General features: G+C 40.3%; 21 protein-coding genes and 1 pseudogene. 12 read left to right on the forward strand and 10 right to left on the reverse strand.

What is annotated here, in order from left to right; translation table 11 throughout:
• Positions 1-57 precede the first annotated feature (57 nt).
• The 4 genes from PRIP_RS14515 (at position 58) to PRIP_RS14530 (ending at position 4,443) form a co-directional block, all read left to right on the forward strand.
• Positions 58-1,383: a sensor histidine kinase gene (locus tag PRIP_RS14515; protein WP_036102028.1), complete on the forward strand. Its 1,326-nt coding sequence runs from the start codon at positions 58-60 to the stop codon at positions 1,381-1,383.
• Complete coding sequence (locus tag PRIP_RS14520; RefSeq protein ID WP_036102031.1) at positions 1,361-2,098, forward strand: LytR/AlgR family response regulator transcription factor; 738 nt, start codon at positions 1,361-1,363, stop codon at positions 2,096-2,098. The genes PRIP_RS14515 and PRIP_RS14520 overlap by 23 nt, the downstream gene beginning before the upstream one ends.
• Before the next feature lie 141 nt (positions 2,099-2,239).
• Positions 2,240-3,244, forward strand: a complete 1,005-nt coding sequence (locus PRIP_RS14525; protein WP_036102032.1) for an inorganic phosphate transporter — start codon at positions 2,240-2,242, stop codon at positions 3,242-3,244.
• Positions 3,245-3,360: 116 nt separating this feature from the next.
• Positions 3,361-4,443 (forward strand): GntR family transcriptional regulator, encoded by a 1,083-nt coding sequence (locus PRIP_RS14530; RefSeq protein WP_036102034.1) that lies wholly within the window; start codon positions 3,361-3,363, stop codon positions 4,441-4,443.
• 56 nt (positions 4,444-4,499) lie between these two features.
• Here the strand turns inward: PRIP_RS14530 and PRIP_RS14535 are convergent, their stop codons facing one another.
• Entirely contained in the window at positions 4,500-5,882 is a 1,383-nt protein-coding gene (locus PRIP_RS14535) for a sugar porter family MFS transporter (protein ID WP_036102036.1), read from the reverse strand.
• A gap of 247 nt (positions 5,883-6,129) precedes the next feature.
• Here PRIP_RS14535 and PRIP_RS14540 point away from each other — a divergent pair, with 247 nt between their 5' ends.
• The 3 genes from PRIP_RS14540 to araA are packed head-to-tail and all read left to right on the forward strand — an operon-like array spanning position 6,130 to position 9,864.
• Entirely contained in the window at positions 6,130-7,707 is a 1,578-nt protein-coding gene (locus PRIP_RS14540) for a xylulokinase (RefSeq protein WP_077913034.1), read from the forward strand.
• Between the two features lie 16 nt (positions 7,708-7,723).
• The gene (locus tag PRIP_RS14545) at positions 7,724-8,422 is read left to right on the forward strand and encodes an L-ribulose-5-phosphate 4-epimerase (RefSeq protein ID WP_036102039.1); all 699 of its coding nucleotides are present in this window, start codon (positions 7,724-7,726) and stop codon (positions 8,420-8,422) included.
• A gap of 17 nt (positions 8,423-8,439) precedes the next feature.
• Positions 8,440-9,864: an L-arabinose isomerase gene (gene araA / locus PRIP_RS14550; RefSeq protein WP_036102041.1), complete on the forward strand. Its 1,425-nt coding sequence runs from the start codon at positions 8,440-8,442 to the stop codon at positions 9,862-9,864.
• A 98-nt stretch (positions 9,865-9,962) separates the two neighbouring features.
• Here araA and PRIP_RS14555 read toward each other — a convergent pair whose 3' ends face one another.
• From PRIP_RS14555 to PRIP_RS14565, 3 genes are read right to left on the reverse strand one after another with little or no spacing between them, the layout of a single operon-like run.
• Positions 9,963-11,048, reverse strand: coding sequence for a DUF4097 family beta strand repeat-containing protein (locus PRIP_RS14555; RefSeq protein ID WP_036102043.1), 1,086 nt, complete (start codon positions 11,046-11,048; stop codon positions 9,963-9,965).
• Entirely contained in the window at positions 11,045-11,530 is a 486-nt protein-coding gene (locus tag PRIP_RS14560) for a DUF1700 domain-containing protein (protein WP_036102045.1), read from the reverse strand. Before PRIP_RS14560 ends, PRIP_RS14555 begins: the two co-directional genes overlap by 4 nt.
• Positions 11,523-11,852, reverse strand: a complete 330-nt coding sequence (locus PRIP_RS14565) for a PadR family transcriptional regulator (protein ID WP_036083935.1) — start codon at positions 11,850-11,852, stop codon at positions 11,523-11,525. The genes PRIP_RS14560 and PRIP_RS14565 overlap by 8 nt, the downstream gene beginning before the upstream one ends.
• A 221-nt stretch (positions 11,853-12,073) precedes the next feature.
• Here PRIP_RS14565 and PRIP_RS14570 point away from each other — a divergent pair, with 221 nt between their 5' ends.
• A complete protein-coding gene (locus PRIP_RS14570) occupies positions 12,074-12,844 on the forward strand; it encodes a YusW family protein (RefSeq protein WP_036102047.1) in 771 nt (256 codons plus the stop codon).
• Between the two features lie 181 nt (positions 12,845-13,025).
• Here PRIP_RS14570 and PRIP_RS14575 read toward each other — a convergent pair whose 3' ends face one another.
• The 6 genes from PRIP_RS14575 to PRIP_RS14600 form a co-directional block, all read right to left on the reverse strand.
• Positions 13,026-14,360, reverse strand: coding sequence for a GntT/GntP/DsdX family permease (locus PRIP_RS14575; RefSeq protein WP_036102049.1), 1,335 nt, complete (start codon positions 14,358-14,360; stop codon positions 13,026-13,028).
• 217 nt (positions 14,361-14,577) lie between these two features.
• Positions 14,578-15,393, reverse strand: coding sequence for a sugar kinase (locus tag PRIP_RS14580; protein WP_241434194.1), 816 nt, complete (start codon positions 15,391-15,393; stop codon positions 14,578-14,580).
• Between the two features lie 12 nt (positions 15,394-15,405).
• Positions 15,406-16,146, reverse strand: a complete 741-nt coding sequence (gene dagF / locus PRIP_RS14585) for a 2-dehydro-3-deoxy-phosphogluconate aldolase (RefSeq protein WP_036102051.1) — start codon at positions 16,144-16,146, stop codon at positions 15,406-15,408.
• Between the two features lie 2 nt (positions 16,147-16,148).
• Entirely contained in the window at positions 16,149-17,252 is a 1,104-nt protein-coding gene (locus tag PRIP_RS14590) for a DgaE family pyridoxal phosphate-dependent ammonia lyase (RefSeq protein WP_036102052.1), read from the reverse strand.
• Entirely contained in the window at positions 17,224-18,351 is a 1,128-nt protein-coding gene (locus PRIP_RS14595) for an amidohydrolase/deacetylase family metallohydrolase (protein WP_036102054.1), read from the reverse strand. The genes PRIP_RS14590 and PRIP_RS14595 overlap by 29 nt, the downstream gene beginning before the upstream one ends.
• 60 nt (positions 18,352-18,411) lie before the next feature.
• The gene (locus tag PRIP_RS14600) at positions 18,412-19,116 is read right to left on the reverse strand and encodes a GntR family transcriptional regulator (RefSeq protein WP_036102056.1); all 705 of its coding nucleotides are present in this window, start codon (positions 19,114-19,116) and stop codon (positions 18,412-18,414) included.
• A gap of 242 nt (positions 19,117-19,358) precedes the next feature.
• On the opposite strand from PRIP_RS14600, the gene PRIP_RS14605 reads away from it, so the two are divergent.
• From PRIP_RS14605 to PRIP_RS14620, 4 genes and pseudogenes are all read left to right on the forward strand, one after another.
• Positions 19,359-21,365, forward strand: a complete 2,007-nt coding sequence (locus PRIP_RS14605) for a BglG family transcription antiterminator (RefSeq protein WP_036102058.1) — start codon at positions 19,359-19,361, stop codon at positions 21,363-21,365.
• A gap of 17 nt (positions 21,366-21,382) precedes the next feature.
• A complete protein-coding gene (locus PRIP_RS14610; protein WP_052008965.1) occupies positions 21,383-21,712 on the forward strand; it encodes a PTS sugar transporter subunit IIA in 330 nt (109 codons plus the stop codon).
• Between the two features lies 1 nt (position 21,713).
• On the forward strand, positions 21,714-22,070 hold the full coding sequence (locus tag PRIP_RS14615) for a PTS sugar transporter subunit IIB (protein ID WP_036102060.1): 357 nt from the start codon (positions 21,714-21,716) through the stop codon (positions 22,068-22,070).
• A gap of 13 nt (positions 22,071-22,083) precedes the next feature.
• Positions 22,084-22,792, forward strand: a pseudogene (locus PRIP_RS14620) (PTS sugar transporter subunit IIC); the annotation flags it as partial.

Consider the following 22,792-nt stretch of genomic DNA (forward strand, 5'->3'; position numbering starts at 1 on the left):
CTATACTAGATAATACAGGGATGCATTGTAGGAATAAAAAATGAAAAGGTGGTTAAGATGTCAGAAAATACACTATTTGTTATGATGTTTCTTATTCATTTTATACTACCTGTACTTATTCTTCGTATAGAAAAGGTCACCCAAGTTTTACTTGTTAGTCTCCTACTTGTGTATTTCGCTACGAATTATGTTTTTTTTGGTTCATTCTTTCCAGTTTATCTCAGCATACTTTCATATGGGTTCTTAATTCTGTCTCTATATATGGTTACGAATGACACCTTGGTATCACTAATGTATTTCTTGACAATTAATCTGATTTTAAATGTATCGTGGTATTGTAGTTTTGGAATTCTATTAAGTGTTCTGGGACAAGATGGGGTTGTATTTCCATTTGCTGGACTTAGTTCGAAAGAGATTACACTAGGCTATATTGTCCAATTTTTAATTATCGTGTTGCAAAGCTTATTTTTGCGAAAGTATTTAAATCAAGTGAACATAGAAATTATGCGAAATTTAATGGATAACAGCTTATGGTTGAAAATAGTTATGCTAGGCTTACCGGTTAGTATTGAATTAGTTACATCACTCTTCTTAGTAATTCCTGAGATGGAGTACCATCATTTGCGAATGGGAGCACTGGTTATCGTTTTCTTAATGATTTACCTTGTCGGCATGCTAGCTCTAAAAATTAAGATTAGCCAGCAAAAAGCATATTTGGCGTTGACTACCATGCAACAAGAGCGTTTGGAAAGACAAAATAAAAGTTTAAAAGGGTTAAAACATGATTTTAATAATATATTGATTTCGATTCACTTTTATCTGCAGAAGAGTGATTATCGTGGTCTTGGAGAATATATGCAGGATATCGGTATGATGATGGATGATGATATTTCGCTAGACTTACCAGAAATTAGAAATACGCCAATCAAAGGATTACTGCTAGCAAAGTTGTTTCAGGCAAGAGCCGGCGGTGTTCAGGTCAATATAGAAGCAACTGAGATTATTGATCAGATTCCCGTCAGCACGGCAAAATGTGTTCGAATTTTAGGTATAATTTTGGATAATGCTATTGAAGCAGCGCTAGAATCGGAGGAGGCAACGGTGGATATTCTTATGTATAGCCAAAATAAAAGATTGTACTTTCTTGTTATGAATACGATGAAAAGAGGTTGCGACTTAGATATAGAAGCTATATATGAACCGGGCTATAGTAGTAAAGGTAGTGAGCGGGGATACGGTCTTTATAATCTTTATCAACTTGTAAAAAGTGAAAAGAAGCTGGCGTTTCAATCGAGTATAGTGAACGGAAGCTTTGTTGCTAAGTTCAGCATTATAGAAAACATTAGGGGAAGTGAAGCTCATGAAAAAACTGTATGTCATTGAAAATGAGGAAATACAGCGAGAAACGTTGTTGCAAATACTAAATCAAGATAAGATATTGTCTATGATGCCTATTGAGATAGATCAGGAAACAGCTACACCTGAAGCATTACTTGAAGATATCAGACGTAATAAAGGGAGCCATATTTACTTTTTAGACATCGATTTAGAAGCACGGTTAGACGGCGTGCAGTTGGCCATAAAGGTAAGAGAAATGGATCCAAAAGGCATTATTATTTTTTTAACAGCAATCAAAACCCGACTTTTTGAGACGGTAAATTTGGTTATTGAGCCATTGGCCTATTTAGTAAAAACAAATTTTACTTTGGCAACATTACAGTTGAAAATTGCCGAAATTTCAGCTCTAATACAGCGCAGATATGATAAAGCAGACTTTTTGATAGTGGATGTTGAGGGTATTATTCATAAAATTGGTTACGAGCATATTTACTTTATCGAAACATTGCCAAGGACTAGGAGAACAAGGGTCCACTTAGAAAAGGATGTTTTGTCGGTGAACATACCCATTAACGAGCTAAAAGGAAAGCTTATGTTCACCGAATTTTTGCTAGATTTGCAGTCTTATATTATTAACCCTTCTAAAATTGAGAACTTAGATTTGGGAAAACGGATGATTGTTTTTAAGAACAGGAAGACTGTTTTTGCAGGGAAACGGACCATTGCTAGAGTAAAGCAGTCTTTGTTGATGACACACTAGTATCTCGAGGGGGCTGGTGTGTTTTTTGTTGTTTCTGCTCCAATATGTATATTTGTGCTACAATCTAAATAAAATTATATTTATATCGTGCGAGACAGGGTATAGACTGTTAAATATGCTTTAGCAGCTGGGGGATTAGGAATGGATACAGTAATTTTAATAACGATTGTGATTGTCATTGTCGGTTTAGCTTTTGATTTTATAAATGGGTTTCATGACATTGCGAATGCAGTGGCGACGAGTATTTCCACACGGGCGCTAAAACCTCGTGTTGCGATTAGCATTGCGGCAGTGATGAACTTTTTAGGTGCGATTTCGTTTACAGGCGTGGCGGTAGCTTTAACTTCGAGTATTGTTGATCCATTTGCGCTTGAAAATGGCGAGTTTGTCGTGTTGTGTGGGTTGGTTTCAGCGGTGATTTGGAATTTGCTTACATGGGTTGCGAAGATGCCGAGTAGTTCTTCACACGCGCTGATTGGCTCGATTGCGGGTGCTTCGATTGCTTCGGCGGGGAGTTTTGGAGTGCTTAATTGGAGCGGTTTTTCGTCGATTATTATTGCGTTGATTGTGTCTCCTGTTATTGGTTTTACGGTCGGATATTTGATTTATTCGCTGTTTAAATTTCTGTTTCGGAATAAGAAATTGGTGCAGACAAATCGGCGGTTCCGCTTGATTCAAATTGGTACAACGGCGGCGCAAGCGTATGCGCATGGTACGAATGATGCGCAGAAGACGATGGGGATTATTACGCTGGCCCTAATTGCAAGTGGTTTACAGACGGATTCGCATGTGCCGTTCTGGGTGCAGGTTAGCTGTGCGGCCGCGATGGCACTAGGCTCGTCGATTGGTGGGTATCGGATTATCAAAACGGTGGGCACGAAAATCATGAAAATTGAACCGGTAACTGGTGTTGCGGCTGATTTAGGTTCGCTTTCTGTCATTATGAGTGCGACGTTGATTCATTTGCCGATTAGTTCGACGCAAGTTATTGATAGTTCGTTGATGGGCGTCGGGACGGCGAATCATAAAAAAGAGGTGAACTGGCGGACTGGGAAGAATATGCTGGTTACATGGATGATTACATTGCCTTCTGCGGGAGTTTTGGCGGCGATTGTGTACTGGATTTTAGCAGCGGTATTTTTATAATTTGTAAGGAAAGGCTGTTTGCTATTGTATCTGGATTTGAAAAAGTTGTATAATATTTGTATGGAAGAACTTGCTCAATATATTGCCGACGGTTTGAGATGGGAAGGAATAGATATATGAATCAATCTAAATATCAAGTTATTGCTGAAGATATACGTACAAAAATCGCAACAGGGACTTACCCGCAAGGTACGGCGATTCCACCTGAATTGAAACTTCAAGAGGACTATGGGGTCAGCCGTCACACGGTTCGTCAAGCAATCGCTGTGCTCGTGAACGAAGGGCTGTTGCGCAAGGAAAAAGGCTCGGGCACTTACGTAGACAACCAACCAAAGCAGGAAGATGCTAGCAAAGCAAAAAGTGAACACAAAACAATTGGCGTCATTACTACATATTTGTCCGATTATATTTTTCCCTCAATCATTCGCGGAATTGAACAAACACTGCGCAGTAAAAATTATTCTTTGTTACTCGCTAGCACAAATAATGATTACGCGGCAGAAAAAGAGTGTTTGCAAAAGATGATTGATCAAGGCGTGGATGGTCTTATTGTGGAACCTACGAAAAGTGCGCTTTATAATCCTAATTTGGCGCTGTATGTTAGTTTGCGTGAACGTGGGATTCCAATCGTGATGATTAATGCAGGTTATGAGGAATTAAATATCCCACACATTTGTGTTGACGATGTTGCAGTTGGCTATAAAGCTACGGAATGCCTTATCAAAAAGCAGCACAAAAACCTACTTTTTGTTACGAAAACGGATGATTTGCAAGGAAAGTATCGCTTGAAAGGGTTTATTGAAGCGTGCGAGGCTTATGAAATACGATTTTCAGAAGGCGATGTTATCACGTACACGACGGAAACGCGAGGGCAGGTCATCGATCAAATTTTAGCAAGGCTTAGCAAGAAAGATGTGACAGGGCTGGTTTGTTATAACGACCAGATTGCGAATTTGTTGGCCACGGAATTGATAGAGCAAGGTTATAAAATTCCTGCTGATTTTTCGATTGTAGGAAATGATGACTCTACGCTTAGTCGTGTGGGTAGTATTAAATTAACGACGTTGAGCCATCCTAAGGAAGAGATGGGAAAAGATGCGGCGAATTGGATTGTGCGTACAATTGAGACAGGGGTTCCAGAGGACAGTATTTGTTACACACCTGTTTTGATTGAGCGCGATTCGGCTAAAGAAATTTAGAAAAAGGGCAGGTACTTTTTTTACCCAGTGGGGGGTTAAGAGTACCTGCCTTTCTTTTAGGCTAGTTTTCTTTCAGCGGCTTGTTGCTCGATTTCTTCAAGCGTGTGGCCGCGTGTTTCAGGGACGCAGAAACGAATAAATAGTACGCCTAGGAAACAAATAATTCCAAAAATAGCGAAGACGAGTTCTTGCGGCATGGAGGCAGTCATGATTGGGAATAGTAGCCCGACAAGGAATGAACCAATCCAGTTGAATGAAGAGGCTAATCCAGAAGCTCTACCACGAATGGCAAGCGGGAAAATTTCGCCGACTATAACCCAAGTAAGCGGTGCCCAAGTACATGAATAGAATGCTACATAGATACAAAGAAAAATAAGCATAATCGTCGGACTGGCATCGGATTTCACGAAAGTATTTAAAATAGCTGGCAGGATAAAGGACAATCCCATCACTGTTCCACCAATAGTTAGTAGAGTGCGCCGATTAAATTTGTCTGCAATGACTAGGAAGAAAAGAGCTCCAAGAACGAGAATAACACCTTGGATGATTGGCCACATAAGTGCTTCGCTTGCAGAATGTCCAGTAGCTTTTTCAACGATTAGCGGGATGTAATAAAAAATTGCGTTCGCACCTTGAAATTGTTGGAAAGCAGCTACACCGATACCCGCGATAACAAGTGCTCTGTAACGGCCGGTGAGAAGGGTTCCCCAAGTTGTTGTGTGCGAGATTTGTTCTTCTTGTTTTGCGGTTTTAATGATTTGATCGAGTTCTTTGTCTACTTCTTCTGGTTTACGAATGTAGCTAAGAACTTTGCTTGCTTCGGCGAGTTTTTTAGATTTCACAAGGAAACGTGGTGACTCGGGAAGCGCTAACACTCCGAAGAAAAGGATAACAGCAGGAACCGCTGCGATTCCAAGCATCAATCGCCAAGCCCATGTTTCAGGTAGTCCTTTTAGTAGAAAATCAATGATGTACGAAAGGAGCATTCCGGAAACGATCATTACTTGGTTAATTCCCGACAAGCGTCCACGTAATTTAGCAGGCGCCATTTCTGACATGTAAGAAGGAACAAGTGCTGATGCGGCTCCTACAGCAAGTCCAAGCAATACTCTGGCCCCGATTAAGTAATACTGACCGTTGTGCGGAGCGAGTCCACATAGAATTGATCCAATGACGAAAACAACAGCCGAAATCAAAATCATTTTGCGGCGACCTAGTCTATCGGAAAGTATCCCAGCCATCGCGCCCCCAAATATCGCGCCGAGCATAACAGCAGATGTAATCCAACCGATTAACCCAGCATGTCCCGCGAGGTTCCAGTCATCTTGTAAAAACGGAAGTGCCCCAGTCATGACTCCGATATCATAACCAAAAAGTATCCCCCCAAATGCTCCAAAAAAGTAGATAAATGATGCAGAAATTTTCTTTTCTTTCTTCATTTTGCGTCCAACCCCTTAATGTCATAATAGATTTGCAATAATTTAATCAATGTTATGTAAGCATTTTCATTCTACAATATTTGTTCGGACATATCAAGTATTTATTCCTTTTATTTTATATTTTTAGTTGACATGTACGTACAACAAGAGTAAATTTAGAATGTAAGCGTCACTAAAAGCGATGATTTAATCCATTTTTTTAAAGGAGGTTTTTGAAATTATTACAGAAGAAGTGAAGGCACAGGAGATGTTGGACATTATTGATGGCCGTACAACTTTAGGAATCGAGTTCGGTTCGACGCGAATTAAAGCTGTTTTAATAGATTCGAAATTTAGTGCGGTCGCTACTGGAAGTTATGAGTGGGAGAATAAATTAGAAGATGGCGTTTGGACATATGCGCTTGATGACATTTGGAAGGGCTTACGAATGAGTTATCGCAAGCTCGCGTCGGAAGTTTTTGAGAAATACGGTGAAACATTGTCCGCTGTTGGGGCTATTGGTTTTAGCGCAATGATGCATGGTTACATGGCTTTTGATAAAAAGGAACAATTGCTAGTACCATTTCGAACTTGGCGCAATTCCATGACGGAAGAAGCGGAGCAGAAATTAACCGAACAATTTAGCTATAACATTCCACAACGTTGGAGTATCGCCCATTTATATCAGGCGATTTTGAATAAAGAAAACCACATCGAGCAAATCGATTACTTAACAACGCTTGCCGGCTATATCCATTGGCAACTAACGGGTGAAAAGGTCATCGGAATAGGAGACGCTTCGGGCATGTTTCCAATTGATATTGCCACAAAAACATATCATCAAAAAATGATCGAGACATTTGGTCAACTAGTGGAAAAGGAAGACGTCACGATGGATTTGCATGCGATTTTGCCGAAAGTGTTACTGGCTGGCGATGAGGCTGGTAAATTGACGCAAGAAGGTGCTTATTTACTTGATCCAACGGGAAATTTGAAGCCAGGGATTCCGATTTGTCCGCCTGAAGGTGATGCAGGAACAGGTATGGTTGCTACGAATAGCGTAGCGAAGCGAACTGGAAATGTGTCAGTCGGGACTTCTGCTTTTGCGATGATTGTTTTGGAAAAAGAACTTCAAGCAGTTTATCCAGAAATTGATTTGGTGACGACGCCATCTGGGGAACTTGTCGGGATGGTGCATACGAATAACTGCTCGTCGGACATAAATGCGTGGATGAAGCTTTTCCAAGAAGTTACGGCGACTTTTGGTTTTGAAGTTAGTACGGAGAAACTGTTTTCAATGCTGTTAAAAGAGGCGTTAAACGGTGATCCTGATTGTGGTGGATTACTTTCGTACGGTTATTATTCTGGTGAAAATATTACGGGAGTCAATGAAGGTAGGCCATTATTTGTTCGTTCTCCAGAAAGCAAGTTTAATTTGGCTAATTTTATGCGCGTTCATCTTGCGAGTGCGTTCGGTGCGATGCGGATGGGATTAGATATTTTAAAACAAGAACAGATTCAAATTGATACATTGGTTGGACATGGTGGGATTTTTAAAACGCCTGAGGTAGGGCAACGAATTCTTGCGGCTGCAATGAGAGCTCCGATTACGGTGATGGATACTGCGAGTGAAGGCGGAGCATGGGGCATTGCGTTACTTGCGGCATACATGAAATCGGGTGCGAAACAATCTTTGGCGGCATTTTTATCGCAAGAAGTGTTTAAAGATAATCATGGCGTAACACTCGAGCCAACAGAAGATGAGATGGCAGGCTACGAGGTGTTCTTGAAACGTTACCGCGAAGGATTAGAAATTGAAAAACAAGCAATTGAAAATTTGAGATAGATTGGAGGTTTTTGCGATGTTAGAAGATTTGAAAGAAGAAGTTTTTCAGGCTAATTTGGAATTACCGGAACGCGGTCTTATTAAATATACTTGGGGCAATGTGAGTGCTTTTGATAAGGCATCCCAATGTTTTGTTATTAAACCGAGTGGTGTTGGCTACGCGGAAATGAAAGCTTCGGATATGGTAGTTGTTGATTTAGATAATCATGTTGTGGAGGGGGATTTGAATCCGTCTTCGGACACACCAACACATGCTGTACTGTACAAGAACTTCCCTGAAATCGGTGGAATTGTACATACACATTCGACTTGGGCGACAATCTGGGCGCAAGCGGGACTCGACGTGCCAGCGATGGGGACTACGCATGCGGACACATTTTTTGGTTCGGTTCCTTGTGCGCGGGTTTTAACGCAGGACGAAATCGATGCTGGATATGAACACGAAACGGGCAATGTCATTGTAGAAACATTCCGTGAGCGAGGTATTAATCCAGCAGATGTTCCTGGAGTACTTCTCCACGGACACGGTCCATTTACGTGGGGGAAAGATGCATCCAGTGCTGTTATGAATGCAGTCGTGTTAGATGAAGTTTGCAAAATGAATTATTATACAAGACAACTCAATAGCTATGCAGAAGAACTACCAAAACGAGTTCTGGATAAACATTATTTAAGAAAACACGGTAAAAATGCTTATTATGGACAAGGAAAATAAAAGGAGCTGGAAGAAACATGTTAAAAGTAGCTAAAAAAGAATTTTGGTTTGTCGTAGGTTCGCAACATTTGTACGGAGAAGAAGCGTTAAGGAGTGTCAAAAAAGATGCTGAAGAGATGGTCGATGCGCTGAATGAAAGTGGCAAAATGCCATATCCGATTGTGCTAAAAGAGCTTGCAGTAACAGCAGACACGATTACAAACATCATGAAAGAAGTGAATTATCGGGATGAAGTTGCTGGTGTCATCACATGGATGCATACATTCTCACCGGCTAAAATGTGGATTCGTGGTACGAAATTATTACAAAAACCATTACTTCATTTGGCAACGCAATTCAACGAAAGTATTCCATGGAAAACGATTGATATGGATTTTATGAATTTGAATCAATCGGCACATGGCGACCGGGAATATGGTTTTATTAATGCTCGTCTTGGTAAACAAAATAAAATCGTAGTTGGTTACTGGAAAACAGATCGCGTGATGTCTGAACTTGCTGATTGGATGGATGTAGCAGTTGCGTATGAGGAAAGTTTTAATATTAAAGTGGCCCGTTTTGGTGATAATATGCGGAATGTTGGCGTAACAGAAGGCGATAAAGTGGAAGCACAAATCCAGTTTGGTTGGGTTGTTGACTATTTTGGAATTGGCGATTTGGTTCAAGTAGTTGATGCTGTGACAGATGAAGAAGTGGAGGCTTTGTTTAGCGAATACAAGCAGCTCTATGACTTTGATTATGGCGATTATGATGCGACAACTTGGGAAGCACACGTGAAAGTACAGGCTCGCCAAGAAATTGGTATTCGTCGTTTCCTTGAACAAGGCGGATATAATGCCTTTACTTCGAATTTCGAAGATTTATATGGTTTACAACAGCTACCAGGGCTTGCCGTGCAACGTTTGATGGCAGAAGGATATGGCTTTGCAGGTGAAGGAGATTGGAAAACGGCTGCAATTGACCGCTTAATGAAAGTGATGGCACACAATGAAAACACAGGTTTTATGGAAGACTATACGTATGAATTAGCGGCGGGTAAAGAAGCGATTTTGCAGTCGCATATGATGGAAGTAGATCCAACACTTGCTGTGAACAAGCCGAAAATCGTTGTTTCGCCACTTTCTATGGGCGACCGCGAAGACCCGGCAAGACTTGTGTTTGACGGAAAAGCTGGGAACGGCGTCGTTGTATCAATGGCTGATTTTGGCACGCATTACAAACTATTGATTAATGAAGTCACTGCATTTGAGCCGACAGAACCAGCACCGCATTTACCAGTGGCACGTGTTTTATGGGAAGTGAAACCTGGTTTCCATGAAGGTGTTCATGCCTGGCTAGAAGCTGGTGGTGGACATCACACGGTTGTCTCACTAAATTTAACGACAGATCAAATTCTAACTTGGGCAAAACTCGTTGGTTTAGAGACAACGCTGATTAAGTGACTTTGTTCCTTGGCCTAGAGTGACTCTCAAGAACCTATGTAGATTTTAGAATACAAAAAATATCCCTGTTCAGATTTCGTAGAACAGGGATATTTTGCTTACTCTTCGGAGAATATTTTAATGTCGCCAGAGTCTGTCTTAATATTTATTTTTGGTGAACCTTGGCGTGCGGAGAATGTCTTCGGTGTGACAACTTCGCCAGTACTTGTCTGTGTTGTAATTGGCGCTGATTTGAAAAGTGGTGACAATGTCATTTTGACTAAGCCAGATTTACTTATTGCTGTGATGTTGCCAGCGACGGTTTGCTGGTCTAGGATGATATCAGCGTCATCGGTTGTTGCAGTCAGGTCGCCGCGAATGTTGCGCAGAACTATTTTACCTGTACCTGCAGTAGCTGTTAGTTTGCCATCAAGCTCTTCCAGGATTGCTGCACCAGCTTTTGTGTTGACCTTTAAGGTTGTGACGTCATCATCGGTGGACACTATTTTCCCAGTGTTGGTTTGCAGTAGGATAGTTTCGCCGATGTTGCGATGAGATTGCACAATTCCGGATTGGCTTATGATTTGGAAATCACCGATGGAATCTTTGATAATAGTGGTCCCTTCGTCATTGTGAATCAGGACCTTTCCGAGCCAGTGCAAGAGTTCGACATCTGCTGATTTTGCTTTTATGGTGGCGTCTTGAATATCATTTTTATAACCTTCGACAAAACCAGACTGGACGGCTACTTTTAAATGTTTACTGGTGAGGTTATTGACGTCGATTTTTCCAGTTTCGCTTTCAATTACGACATTGTTAAACTGAAAATCGGAAGCTAAATGGATGGTGATGTCTTGAATGCCGAAGTCTTGTAAATTGATTTTGTTCAGCATTGGATTCGAATGTTCCATATCGATGGTCAGGTTACCTTTAGCAAGAACCGTATTATTTAACTTCTCGATTTGTTTTGGCGTTAGATTGCCATTGAGCGTGATATAGTTCTGATCACTTGTCGTCTTTTTGAAGTTGACGTCGATATTGTAGTCACTTCGTATGGTTAAGTTTTGCAGACTTTTGTTTGAAATGGACCAATTCTTAGTGTAGGCATGGCCCTGATCAATAATGTTTCCAGAAACGAGGCAAATCAGGAAACCGATACACCCAATTGCTGTTAGTAAAATCCCGAAAATAATATGCTTTTTCATCGCGATGCTCCTTTTCTAGTCATGAATTGTCGCCAAGTAGAGGCTAATAATGATGATAAAAGTAACGCAATTCCGATTAGTACACAACACAGAAACAGCTGATATATAATGACTTGTCCAATAGAAATCCAATTCAAAATATAAACGATAATAGTTACACCGCTAAATAAAATGAACAGAGCCGATAACATTAAAATAATGATTTGCCACAAGATAGAAAATAAAGACGTCCACTGAATGCGTTTTCGGTTATTCACATCATCGAGACCGTGCAGAGCAGCATCAAGTCGATTCTCCTCAAAGTAAGAAGCAACGATATGCCGTGGATCACCGATGTGAGCTAGCGCTTCTTTTTCTGTTTTTCCAGAAGCCATACTGATTTGGATATGCTCTTCGTAATCAGCAAGAAGGCTTTCGCGCTCCTCTATATCGAGTGTCGCGAAACCTTCTTCTAATAGTTTAAAAAATTCCCGTCTATTCATCTCTGTCTTCCTCCTCACGAAGATTGTTAACGTCTACTACGAATTTATCCCATTCTGTTAACAATTCGTCTAAGTATTCTCTACCTAAGTTCGTAATATGATAATATTTTCGCGAAGGACCATCTGGTGAGTCTTGTGTATAGGTGGAACAGTAGCCATCTTTCACCAAGCGGCGTAATGATGGATAGAGTGCTCCTTCTGCAATTTCAATATGTTTGTTTACTTTCTGCGTTAATTCATAGCCGTAACGGTCCTTTTTCTGAACTAAATATAGAACACAAAGTTCTAGGACACCTTTTTTGAACTGAATTGACGTACGCATTACTCGTCCTCCTGCTAACACTACTCTATTTAAAATAATAATTAATAGTTAGCCTTATTATAGCAATATCAAGGTTTTTAATCAATACATTGTTAACTACTATTTATTCTATAATAGAAAAGCCTTGACTTTATTATCCACTTGCCATATGATTGTTTTAGGTACTATAGATTAAATAATAGTGTCCAATCTATAATAGAACAGGAATAGGAGAGATTTAGATGAACAAATTTGTAAAAGTAGCAGCAGCAACAGGTGTAGCATTAAGCTTGGGATTGACAACGATTGCGCCAACAACTTCCTTGGCAGCAGAACAGATTGGTAATATCACGTATCAAGATAGCTACAAAACAATTCAACAATTTACGAAAGCAGACCTTGCTGTATTAACTGGCGTAGAAGTAACACCAGCGAATGTAAATGCAGTTTACAACCAATTGAAAGTAAACAAAACATGGACAAAAGCTGGTTTTAAAGCAACAGAAGCGAAACAAATCGCGGCAAGCGCAACAGCCTACACGCAACAATTAAAAGGCATTTTGACAGATATTGCGAAAAACAGCAATAAAGGTCTGCACCTTGCGTACATTACAACACCTTACACAACACAAGTAAACTTCGGCACATTTGGTAGTGGTAGCTCTGGTTCTACAGGAACAGACACACCGGCCGTAACACCAGCAGCACTAAGCGTTACAAAAATTCAAGTACAAATCCAGTATAAAAAGCAAGATGTAGAATTCCAATATGAAGTAAAAAGCAACGGCACTGTCAAAGCTACGTTCGAAAATGAATTCACAAAAGAAAAACTAGAAGGCGCAGCAGCACAAGCTAAAATCGAAGCAATCTTCGCTAATTTTGACATCCAAAAGAAATCACAAACACAAATCGTAAACCAAGTACTTACTAAATTAAATCTTGGCAAAGACTACAAAGAGTTTGAATTTGAAGCGAAATTCAGCAACAACTCTAAACTTGAATTTGAGATTTAGTCTGTTTTATTTTGTATCCTTTTTTGATTAGTTTGTTTTAAATAATTTAAAATACACACCGAAAATCAAAGTTAAGATTTTCGGTGTGTATTTTTTATGCAGTGATGTGGAAGATATTACTGTTATAGAACACTATCGGAAAATACGATTTTGTTGTGTGGTCAAGTTTTTTTTAATTTTTTTAAACAAAGATGTTCGCAATGAGGACCATAAAGAACACACTGAACGATAGTAATGTCTCCAAGACAGTCCAAGTTTTGAAGGTTTCTTTAACTGTTAAGCCTAGATACTCTTTTACTAGCCAGAATCCGGCATCGTTAACATGAGATAACATGAGTGATCCGGCACCTGTGGCAATAACAAGTAGAGCTGTGTTTACTCCTGTCATACTCTCTACAATGGGAGCTACAATTCCCGCTGCAGTTGTCAATGCTACAGTAGCAGACCCTGTCGCAACCCGAATCAATCCAGCTACGCAAAAACTCATAACAATAGGAGATAAATGCATTTGGCTTGAGAGATTAGCTATCGCCGTTGCTACCCCTGTATCAATCAGGATTTGCTTAAAGGCACCACCAGCACCAATGATTAAAATAATGGACGCAAGCGGTCTCATGCTTTCATCTGTTAAATCTCTAATAATATCTGCCTTTAATCCTAATCGGAAGCCTAAGAAATAATAAGCTACAAAAACAGAAATAAGTAGTGCAATGAGTGGATTTCCAATAAAGTCAATAATATTTGTAAGCTCTGTTGGCAGTTTGAAAAGTGCCGCTATCATAGTAAGTAGCATCAAGATGATTGGTAAAAATACAATAAAGAACGAAATCCCTACTGAAGGTAAACGCTTATTATCTTTTATGGTATCTGGGCGCATTAAAGTGGGTTCATGTTCAGGTGTAATTCGTTTACTAATAAATTTAGCATATAAAGGTCCAGCAATAATGCCTGCTGGTAGAGCAAAACAAATGGCGTAAAGTAAGACCTCGCTAACATTGGCATTATAGATACTAATGGCTGTCATTGCACCTGGATGAGGTGGAATGATACCATGTGCGATGGATAAACCTGCTAAAACTGGTAAACCAAGTAAGAGAATATTCTGTTTGACATTTTTTTGAATAGACAAAACAATGGGCAATAAGATAACTAAACCAACTTCAAAGAATACAGGAATACCGATAATAAGTCCTGAAAAAAACATTGCCCAAGGGAGGCGCTTGACACCAAATTTATCTATAAAGAAATTAGCAATTTGCATGCCTGCTCCAGATGTAGACATCATTTTTCCTAAAATAGTTCCTAGTGCTAAAATCCCAACGAGATGTCCTAAAACTGCACCAACACCAGTTTCAAATGCGCCGGCAATTTTCCCCCAAGGCATACCAGCAAAAATGGCTAAAAATATTGTGGCCACAGACAGGCTAAGATAAGCATGCCATTTCCACCAAGAAACTCCTAAAATAACGATCAAAATAGCGACAATTGTAATTGAAAATAAGTAAACATCATGCATATTTTTCTCCCTCTCTGTTTAGCGAATCAAAGTTTGCTGTTCGCCATTCATTAATGATTGCACGTTTTCTATGCTAGTGTACGGAACATCTCCTGGAATAGTGTGGGCCAAAACAGCATTACACACGGCAAATTCAAGCGTTTTTTCTTCGGACCAATCCTCTTGGTTTAATCCGTAAATAATTCCTGCAGCATAGGCATCTCCTGCGCCAATCCGATCATAGATATCGACACCCCTTTTTTTGACTTACTTTGAAAGTTGCTCCATCTATAAAGCCACTTAATAAATGCTGACCGTTGCTGTAATCACGGTTCGTGCCTACGTAGGTTTGCACACCATACTTTTGTTTGAAAGTTCGAATTCCTTCCTCTAGCTGGGAAAGATAGGGCTGACTAGTGTCCACAGAAATAGCTAAAAGTTCCGTTATATCTCGAATACCACCAAACACTACATCTGCTTTATATAAAATCTTTTCGTACTGCTCTTTAATAAAAAGGTGGCTATGTTCTGTATTCAAGCTTGGCCGATAATTAAAGTCAAAATAAAGTTTTTTTCCTAGCTTGTTAGCACAGGTTGCGAGTTTGAGAGCTGTTGTACGAGTTTTTTCATTGAGTAGCAATGTGATTCCGCAAATATGAATGATATCATTGGCTTCCACCGCTGCTTCTAGGTTATAGTCTTCTGGTTCCGCTTGACAGAATGCACTCGCAAGTCGATTCTGATAAGTAACAACAGTTGGCCGATTACCATATCCTAGTTCTACAAAATAGCTGCCAATGTGATGATGCTGATTAAAATAAATAAATGTGTCTTGAATGCCGTATTTTCGTATATGAGCGGCTGCCGCTTTTCCGACATGGTTATCAGGTAAACTAGTAAGCAAATTGGTTGTCATGCCGAACGCTTTTAAATTGGTGAGTAAGTTGACTCCGGTTCCTGTTACTTGGTAAGTAAGTTGGTTGGTTTGTTCAAGAAGTTGATAATCTGGCGGACTAAATCGTAAATTTACTTCTCCATAAGATAATATGTTCATAAAATCTACTCCCTAATCCGTTAATTTTTTCATTATGTCGTACAGTTTTTTCACATCTTCAGGTCGCGTGTTATTACTTTCTTTATCAATAATCGAGCTGTATACATGTGGGATAACTTTTTTAACGCCTGATTCTAAAGCGATTTTTACGATTTCTTCAAAATTATCTAGTGTGATGCCACCGGTGGGTTCTAAGTAGAAATCATTTTCTGCACAAGCTTTGGCTACTGCGCGGTACTCGTCTTCGTGTTCCAAGCCTTTCATTGGAAAATATTTAATTGAACTGCCACCCATATCTTTTAATAAGGCGATTGCTGTTTCGATAGGGACTTCTGCCGCGGCTTCTTTGCTACTTAGTGGTCCTGTTGCTAAATTGACATATCCTACACGTCCTGTTGGAGACACGAGGCCGTTGACGATAGTCTCATTTTGGTCCAGCAAAGCTCGGCTTGCACCGACTCCTGTAAATACTTGATTAACATGTTGTGGTTGAAGTTTGCTTGAAATGCGTGTTACCATAGCGCTTTGATTTGGATTTCCAGCACCCAATCCTACAGATAGTGCATTGTCTGTTGCTGCGATATATTTTTGCATATCTTCAATGGCTGATGCATCGGATGAATAGTTGATAGAGAGTACGCCTAGTACAACGTGGCCTTCTGCCGCTTCGTAACACTCTTTGGCGTTTTCTACGGAATTAGCAAGTACGTTTAAGCAAATACGATTATTTAAATAGTTTGGTTCTTTTTTCATTGTTATTTCCCACTTTCCATAATTTCTTTTAAACGATTTTCAATAAGGGCCATTTCTTCTTGGTTGACTGCTCGAATATCAAACTCAATAATGCCATTATTCGCTTGGTATTCTCGTGTGTAAATTGCAGGATCTTTTTCTTTGAGTAAAGCAATTACTTCCGTTGCGCTTTTTTCGGAAACTTTGACAGAAGCTCTGTAAATATCCCGACCGGCAGCATCTTGAACTTCTTTGGCTTCGATGCCAGAAATGTGATTTAATTCTTCGATAAAAGGAGTTAAGCGTTTTTGCATTTCTTGGCCGGTTTCGCTTGGAGTGTTGATATAGCGCTCAACTGCACCAGTAAAGGCAATGATGTTTTCTTTTCCAATTTTCATTGCTCGTCCGATACCTTTTGATTGCATTCGTACCCAACTAATAGGTTCTTTTTTGCCTATTACGAGACCGGAAGTGGGTCCATCAATAGCTTTGGCGCCACTGTAAATGACGAGTGTAGCTCCTTCTTTGGCATATTTGTATAAATCTTCTTCTGCAGCGGCATCCACAATGAGAGGGATGTTGTACTTTTGACTAATTGAAACCATATCTTTGACTGTTAGCATACTTTTTTGAACGGTGTGATGGCTCTTAATGTAGAGCAGTGCTGCGGTATTATCTGTTATCATCATTTCGACATGCGATTTTGAGCACATGTTGGCATAACCTGCTTCACGTAGTGTACCGCCTCCGAGTTCCACCATAACTTCTACTGCTGTTCCATAGTCTACATTATGTCCTTTTGGAAGGATGATTTCACGTTGCGTAAATTCTTTAGTATATGGATGGTATGTGTGGTAGTCACTTCCTTTGCCAATGAGAGCTGCGATGGATTGTGCAATACCAGCAGATGCACTGGAAACAACGACTGCATCCTCTACATCTAATAAATTTGCGATGTATGCACCAGTTTTGTTGACTAAGTCAGCCATTTCGAAAAAATTTTGTCCACTAAATTTCTGCAAAGCAACGATATCATCAGGCGTCTTGGAAACACCTAAGATTGTCATTTTACCTGAGGCATTAATTACTCTTTTTAAGTTATATTTCTGGTATAGGTTCATTTTCATAAATCTCTCCTCCAACAATTGTATAGCTAGGGATAATTAATTTTTTTGTAATTTCTTTGTTGCCATTGGAATCAACAAGCTCTTTTGTTCCTTCCACGATGTCAAATATCGTAATGTCAGCATCATAACCAACTTCTAATTTGCCTTTATTCTTCAATCGGAAGCTTTCCGCGGGATGTTCGGTCACCATTCGAATAATTTCAGACATTGAGTATCCTACAACAAGTAATTTTTCCATGGTTGTTGCTAAGTCAAAAACTGGACCAGATTCTCTATTTTTGTAGTAAATATCTGTGCTCAAGGTGTAAGGTGTTATCCCTGCTTCTTTCGCATAGCGAGCTGTTATAAAGTTGAAGCTGTCTGTCCCATGACCAATATCAAAGCGAACACCGCGTTTGTATGCATCCATTGCACAGTTTTTGATATTTTTAGCTGCTTGGTCCAGTATGCCATTTTCTTTTCCGTTGAAGCAGTGGGTCAAAACATCACGTTGGTCGAGTCTATTTAAAATCTCTAGCAACTCAGGTGGATTGGAGCCGATATGCACCATTATAGGTATATTATGAAGCTCTGCTTGTAGTTCTTTTGCTATTTCTAGTGGGATATAATTATTTTCGCCTACAACTGTTTTGCTCATGCGTGCTTTTAAGCCTAAAATAAAGTCAGGTAGTGCAGCTACTCTTTGTTTCACGAGCTGTTTTTGAATATTTTTCAGATCTGCTAGTTCATTTTGAGCGATGATTCCTGTTTTGGAAATATTAAGTAGTGCGTAAACATTTGTCTTGGCTTCACGAGTGTGCTGATAGAATTCTTGAATGGTATCGGCACCTGTGGAACCAGCATCAATAATTGTAGTAACCCCTTTTTTAATACCAATTTCATCTGGGGTATCATAGTAAAGAGGCATATCATTGTCACAGTGGACATGATCGTCAATCCATCCAGCTGAAATAAAACGCTTACTTTTTAAGTCAATCACTTTTTCGGCCGCATCGTCTTGAAGAGAAGAGGCTACGGCAATAATTTTTCCTTGTTTAATTGCAACGCATGTTGTTAGTCCATCTAATGTTTTGGCATTTTTTATTAATATATCAAACACAATCTAACCTCCTTCTTCAAACATTATAACATTATAATGTTTGAAGAGTCAATGAAGTTTTTAAACCTCATATTCAATTCGATATGGAAAAACTTTCGTATTGTAGATACCGATGGAGTATTCGATTAAAGTGCCTTCTTGATTGTATGATTGTCTCGTCCTTTTCAGTGCCATGTTTGTATCTGTTTTCAGTAGTGCTTGTTCTTCGCTATGCAACGCTACTACTTCAAACTGATCATCGAAGGAAGCTACTATTTGATGATTCTCCTTTAACAATTGGTACAAGGAGATATGGTCTAAATTAAGGTTTTCTGGTAGTACATCATTGACTTTTTGAATGTAGTGATGGTAGATAATATAAGGTTTTTCGCTTAGAAAATACATTCTTTGGATGTGGGTTACCTTTTCGTCGAATGCTTGTGCTATTACATGGTTTTCTGAATGGGAGATAGTTTCGATATTAAGAATTTCTTTGCGGATGCTGAAACCAGATTCTTCTACAATTTTTGAAAATGATTTGGCTTTCGATAACTTATTAAAAAGCTGATTACTGATAACTCGTGTGCCTCGGCCGCGTTGTTTCTCTACGTAACCTTCAGCGGCCAATACACTGACGGCTTGCCTGATTGTTACTTTGCTAACACCAAATATTTTTTCTAATTCAGGCTCGCTTGGAATATAGCTTCCAACTGGATAAGTGCCATTGAAGATATTCTTTTTTATTTTTAGAGAGATTTCTTGGTATAAAACTTTATTTGTTTTCATTTTTTCTCCTTTATTTCCTAGAAAATTTAGTTGCGGTGTTTTTTATTGGTTCAACTTTCATTATATCACGCTACGTAGGAATCTAGGAATATAAGTGGGATGGAATTTCTGTAGAGTGGTTTGAATCGGTGTTGCTACATAATATTGATTGTTAGTTTAATACGACAAAATATGCTATACGGCGTCTTGTAAGCCTTATCATTACGTGTTAAATTGTAGCTATGGAGGGGCGATGATAGCTGATGAAGTTAAATCAACAGAGTATGGAGATTTTAGAATTCTTATTGGTGCAAGAGAGTTTTGTAAATATGAATGTGATTGCGACGGAGTTGGTTATTTCAGATCGGGTTGTTCGCTATAATTTGAACAAGCTAGATCTTTTTTTAGAGGAACGAGGGCTTGAAAAAACGATGAGGCACCGCAGAAAAGGAGTGATGTTGGCCAGAAAGCAGGAGGTTCAGCCGGTCGTGGCGATGTTTAAGCAACGAATAACGCCGGAGAGGTATAAGTATAGCCAGGAGGAGATTCAGCGATTTTTGTTGTTGCGGTTGTTGCTTTGTGATGAGGCGACGCCAGTGACTTATTTTGAGCAGGTGTTGTTTATTTCGCGGACTTCGGTTTTGAATCATTTGAAGGCGATTGAGGGTGAGTTGTTCTTGAATGATTTGGAGTTGATTCATAAGTCGCGGATTGGGTTTTATTTGGAAGGTAGTATCGTGCTGAAGTGTTCGTTGTTTGCGCGGCGATTTATTCAGACTGTTAGTGTGCATGAGTTTTATCGGTTCTTGGATTCGGGAGACTGCTTGTCGAAGAAAGGTGAACTGTTTTTTAATAATCTGTTTGATTTTGATTTGTTGGAACGGATTGTGGTCGAGGTGGATGAGATTGAGGTCGGGATTGATCGGACGATGGATGATCAGCTGTACTTGATGTTACTTGTGGCTTTTGTGAAGCAACATACGCAAAAAGAGGACTGGTCTTATGCTGATTTTCGGAAAGGGCAGCCGGTGGATATGCTGGACAAAACGGTGGAGATTATTTTAAATACGGTTCGGCAATATCGTGTTGGTGAGCAGGATGAGGCCCAGATTACGTCTTTTGTGGTGGCACTTTGTGAGGATGTTGGGCGGAAGTATCGGATGGATTTTATGGATGGGGATCGGGCGTTTTTTAGGCAGCTTCGGGCGCATATTTTGTGGATGGTGCGACGGATTGAGTCGGGAGTTATGATTGAGAATCCGATTTTTCATGCGTTTATTAGGGATAATTGGGCGGTTTTTCAAGTGGTTCGGGAATGTTGTGAGTCGCTTGGGAAACAGATTAATCCGCAGGAAATGTCGTTTTTAGCGATTTATTTTGCTTCGGAGATGGAGCGTAGGAAGCATTTATTGATGGAAAAGCCGAAATTGCTCGTTGTGTGTCCGGAAGGTGTTGCGGTGAGTAATATGTTGGCGATGCAGTTGAAACAGTATTTTGAGTTGGAGGAAATCGAGATGGTTTCGCTTCGGAAAATGACGCCCGATTTGATTCAGAAATTCGATTTTGTGGTGAGCACGATTGATTTGCCGGAGTTGGATAGTTCGAGGGTTTTGCGGGTGAACGGGTATCTGCAGGAGGAGGATTTGGAGTTGTTGCAGGACCATTTGCAAATGAGATTGAAGAAGACGGAGCAGGAGGCGGTCGGGAAGTTTAGCCAGATTCTTGATATTGTGAGTCGGAATGCGGAGATTACGAATTTTAGTAAGCTGGAATTCGAACTTTTGGAAGCGCTTATTTCGGATGGTTGGGAACGGCCTAGGGTGCCGCAAATTGTGTTTCGTAAGGACATGGTCGTGCGGATTAGACGGGCGAACACCTGGCAGCAGGCGATTGAGATTGGGGCGAAGCGGCTTGAGGAGGTTGGTGTGACGACGGCGGATTTCGGACGGAAGGTTATTGCAAATATGAAGCGTTATGGGCCGTATATGGTGGTGGCGCCGGGTGTTGTTTTGGCGCATGCTGGGCCGGAAGATGGTATTTTGCAGGACGGGCTTGGTGTGACGGTAATTGAGGAGGGAATTTTGTTTTTTGATCGTTTTGATGAGCCGGTGCGTGTGATTTTTACGTTGGCATTACGAACGAAAGAGGCGCCGATTTTGGTGGAGCAGTTGATGAAGTTGATTGTGAATCAGGATAAAATGGCGAAATTTAAGGCTGGAAAATCGACAGGCGACGTGTATCACGATGTCTTGTCGGCAATTTACGAATGAGAAAGAGGTTGTATTTTATGGATGCGGAAAAGATTTCATTTTTATTAATATCGCTGGCTGGTGATTCGTTTTCTAAATTAGTGGAAGCGTTGCAGGAAGCGAAGGTTGGCAATAAGGAGCGTGTTGCAGAGTTGCTTGCGGAATCGGACGCATTGATGAATGAGGCGCACCGAGCGCAGACGGATTTGATGGTGCAGGAGAGTCGCGGAGAATCGTGTGAGATGTCGGTATTGCTCGTGCATGCGCAGGATACGTTGATGAATACAATTTTGGCATCGACATTGATTCAAGAAATGATTGAGATGTACGGCTTATTTAGGCCGATATTGGAAATGGGAGAGGTTTAGGATGAACTTAGAGCGATTGCATATTTTATTGGTTTGTAATTTGGGGGCGTCAACGGGCGTTATGGTGACGAAGATGAAGGAGATTGCCCAATCGAGTGAAAAATTACGTCAGACGGATGTTCGGATTGAGGCGCATCCTGCTGGGGAGTTGCGAGAGTATGTGGCGGACTTTGATGTAATTATGGTTGGGCCGCAAATTAAGCATCAGCTGAAGCAGTTGAGCGAGATTGCCAATGAGCATGGGAAGCCGATTCAAGTCATTGATACGAAAGATTATGGGACGGTTAACGGAGCTAATATTTTGAAAGATGCCATTATTTTGAAATTAAATGGAGAGGAGAAGGGTGAGCGTGGCTGAGAAAAAATCATTTATGAATAAATTCATCGCTTTTATGGAGAAGTACTTCGAGCCAGTCGCCGCCAAAATTGAGAAACAACGTCATATTTCATCGATTAAAAATGGGATGATTGCGCTGATTTCGGTGTTGATTATTGGTTCGTTCTCGCTGATTATTTCGGCGATTGGGAATATGTTTCCGGCGGGAAGTGTAATTAAGACATTTTTCGTGAATCATGCGGAAATGTTGAATTTGCCATTCCAGTTTACGTTTGGGTTGTTATCGGTATATTGTGCGATTACGATTTCGTATAGTCACGCAAAACAGATGAAGGCGCCGATTTTGCATAGTATTATTGCGGGTGTGATGGCGACTTTAGTGTTGAATACGAAGTTTGTGGATGGGGCGCTTAGCACGGCGTTTCTGGATTCGCGAGGGCTTTTTATTGCGATTTTTGCGTCATTGATTTCGGTGGAAGTGATTGCGTTATTTATCCGCAAAAATATTACGATTCGGATTAAGGGGCTGCCGGATGGGATTGCAACGACGTTTGAGGCGATTGTGCCGCTTGTAGTGATTTTATTTGGGGCTGTGGGGCTTAGTGTGGCGATGCAAAGTGTGACGTCGGGACAAATTATTCCAGAAGCGTTTACGACGATGTTGGCGCCAGCGATTAATAGTATTGATACGCCTTACGCGGTATTCTTAATTTGTTTCTTTGAGATGTTGTTCTGGTTTATTG

It is taken from the genome of Paenilisteria riparia FSL S10-1204, from assembly GCF_000525995.1.
Lineage (GTDB): Bacteria > Bacillota > Bacilli > Lactobacillales > Listeriaceae > Listeria_A > Listeria_A riparia.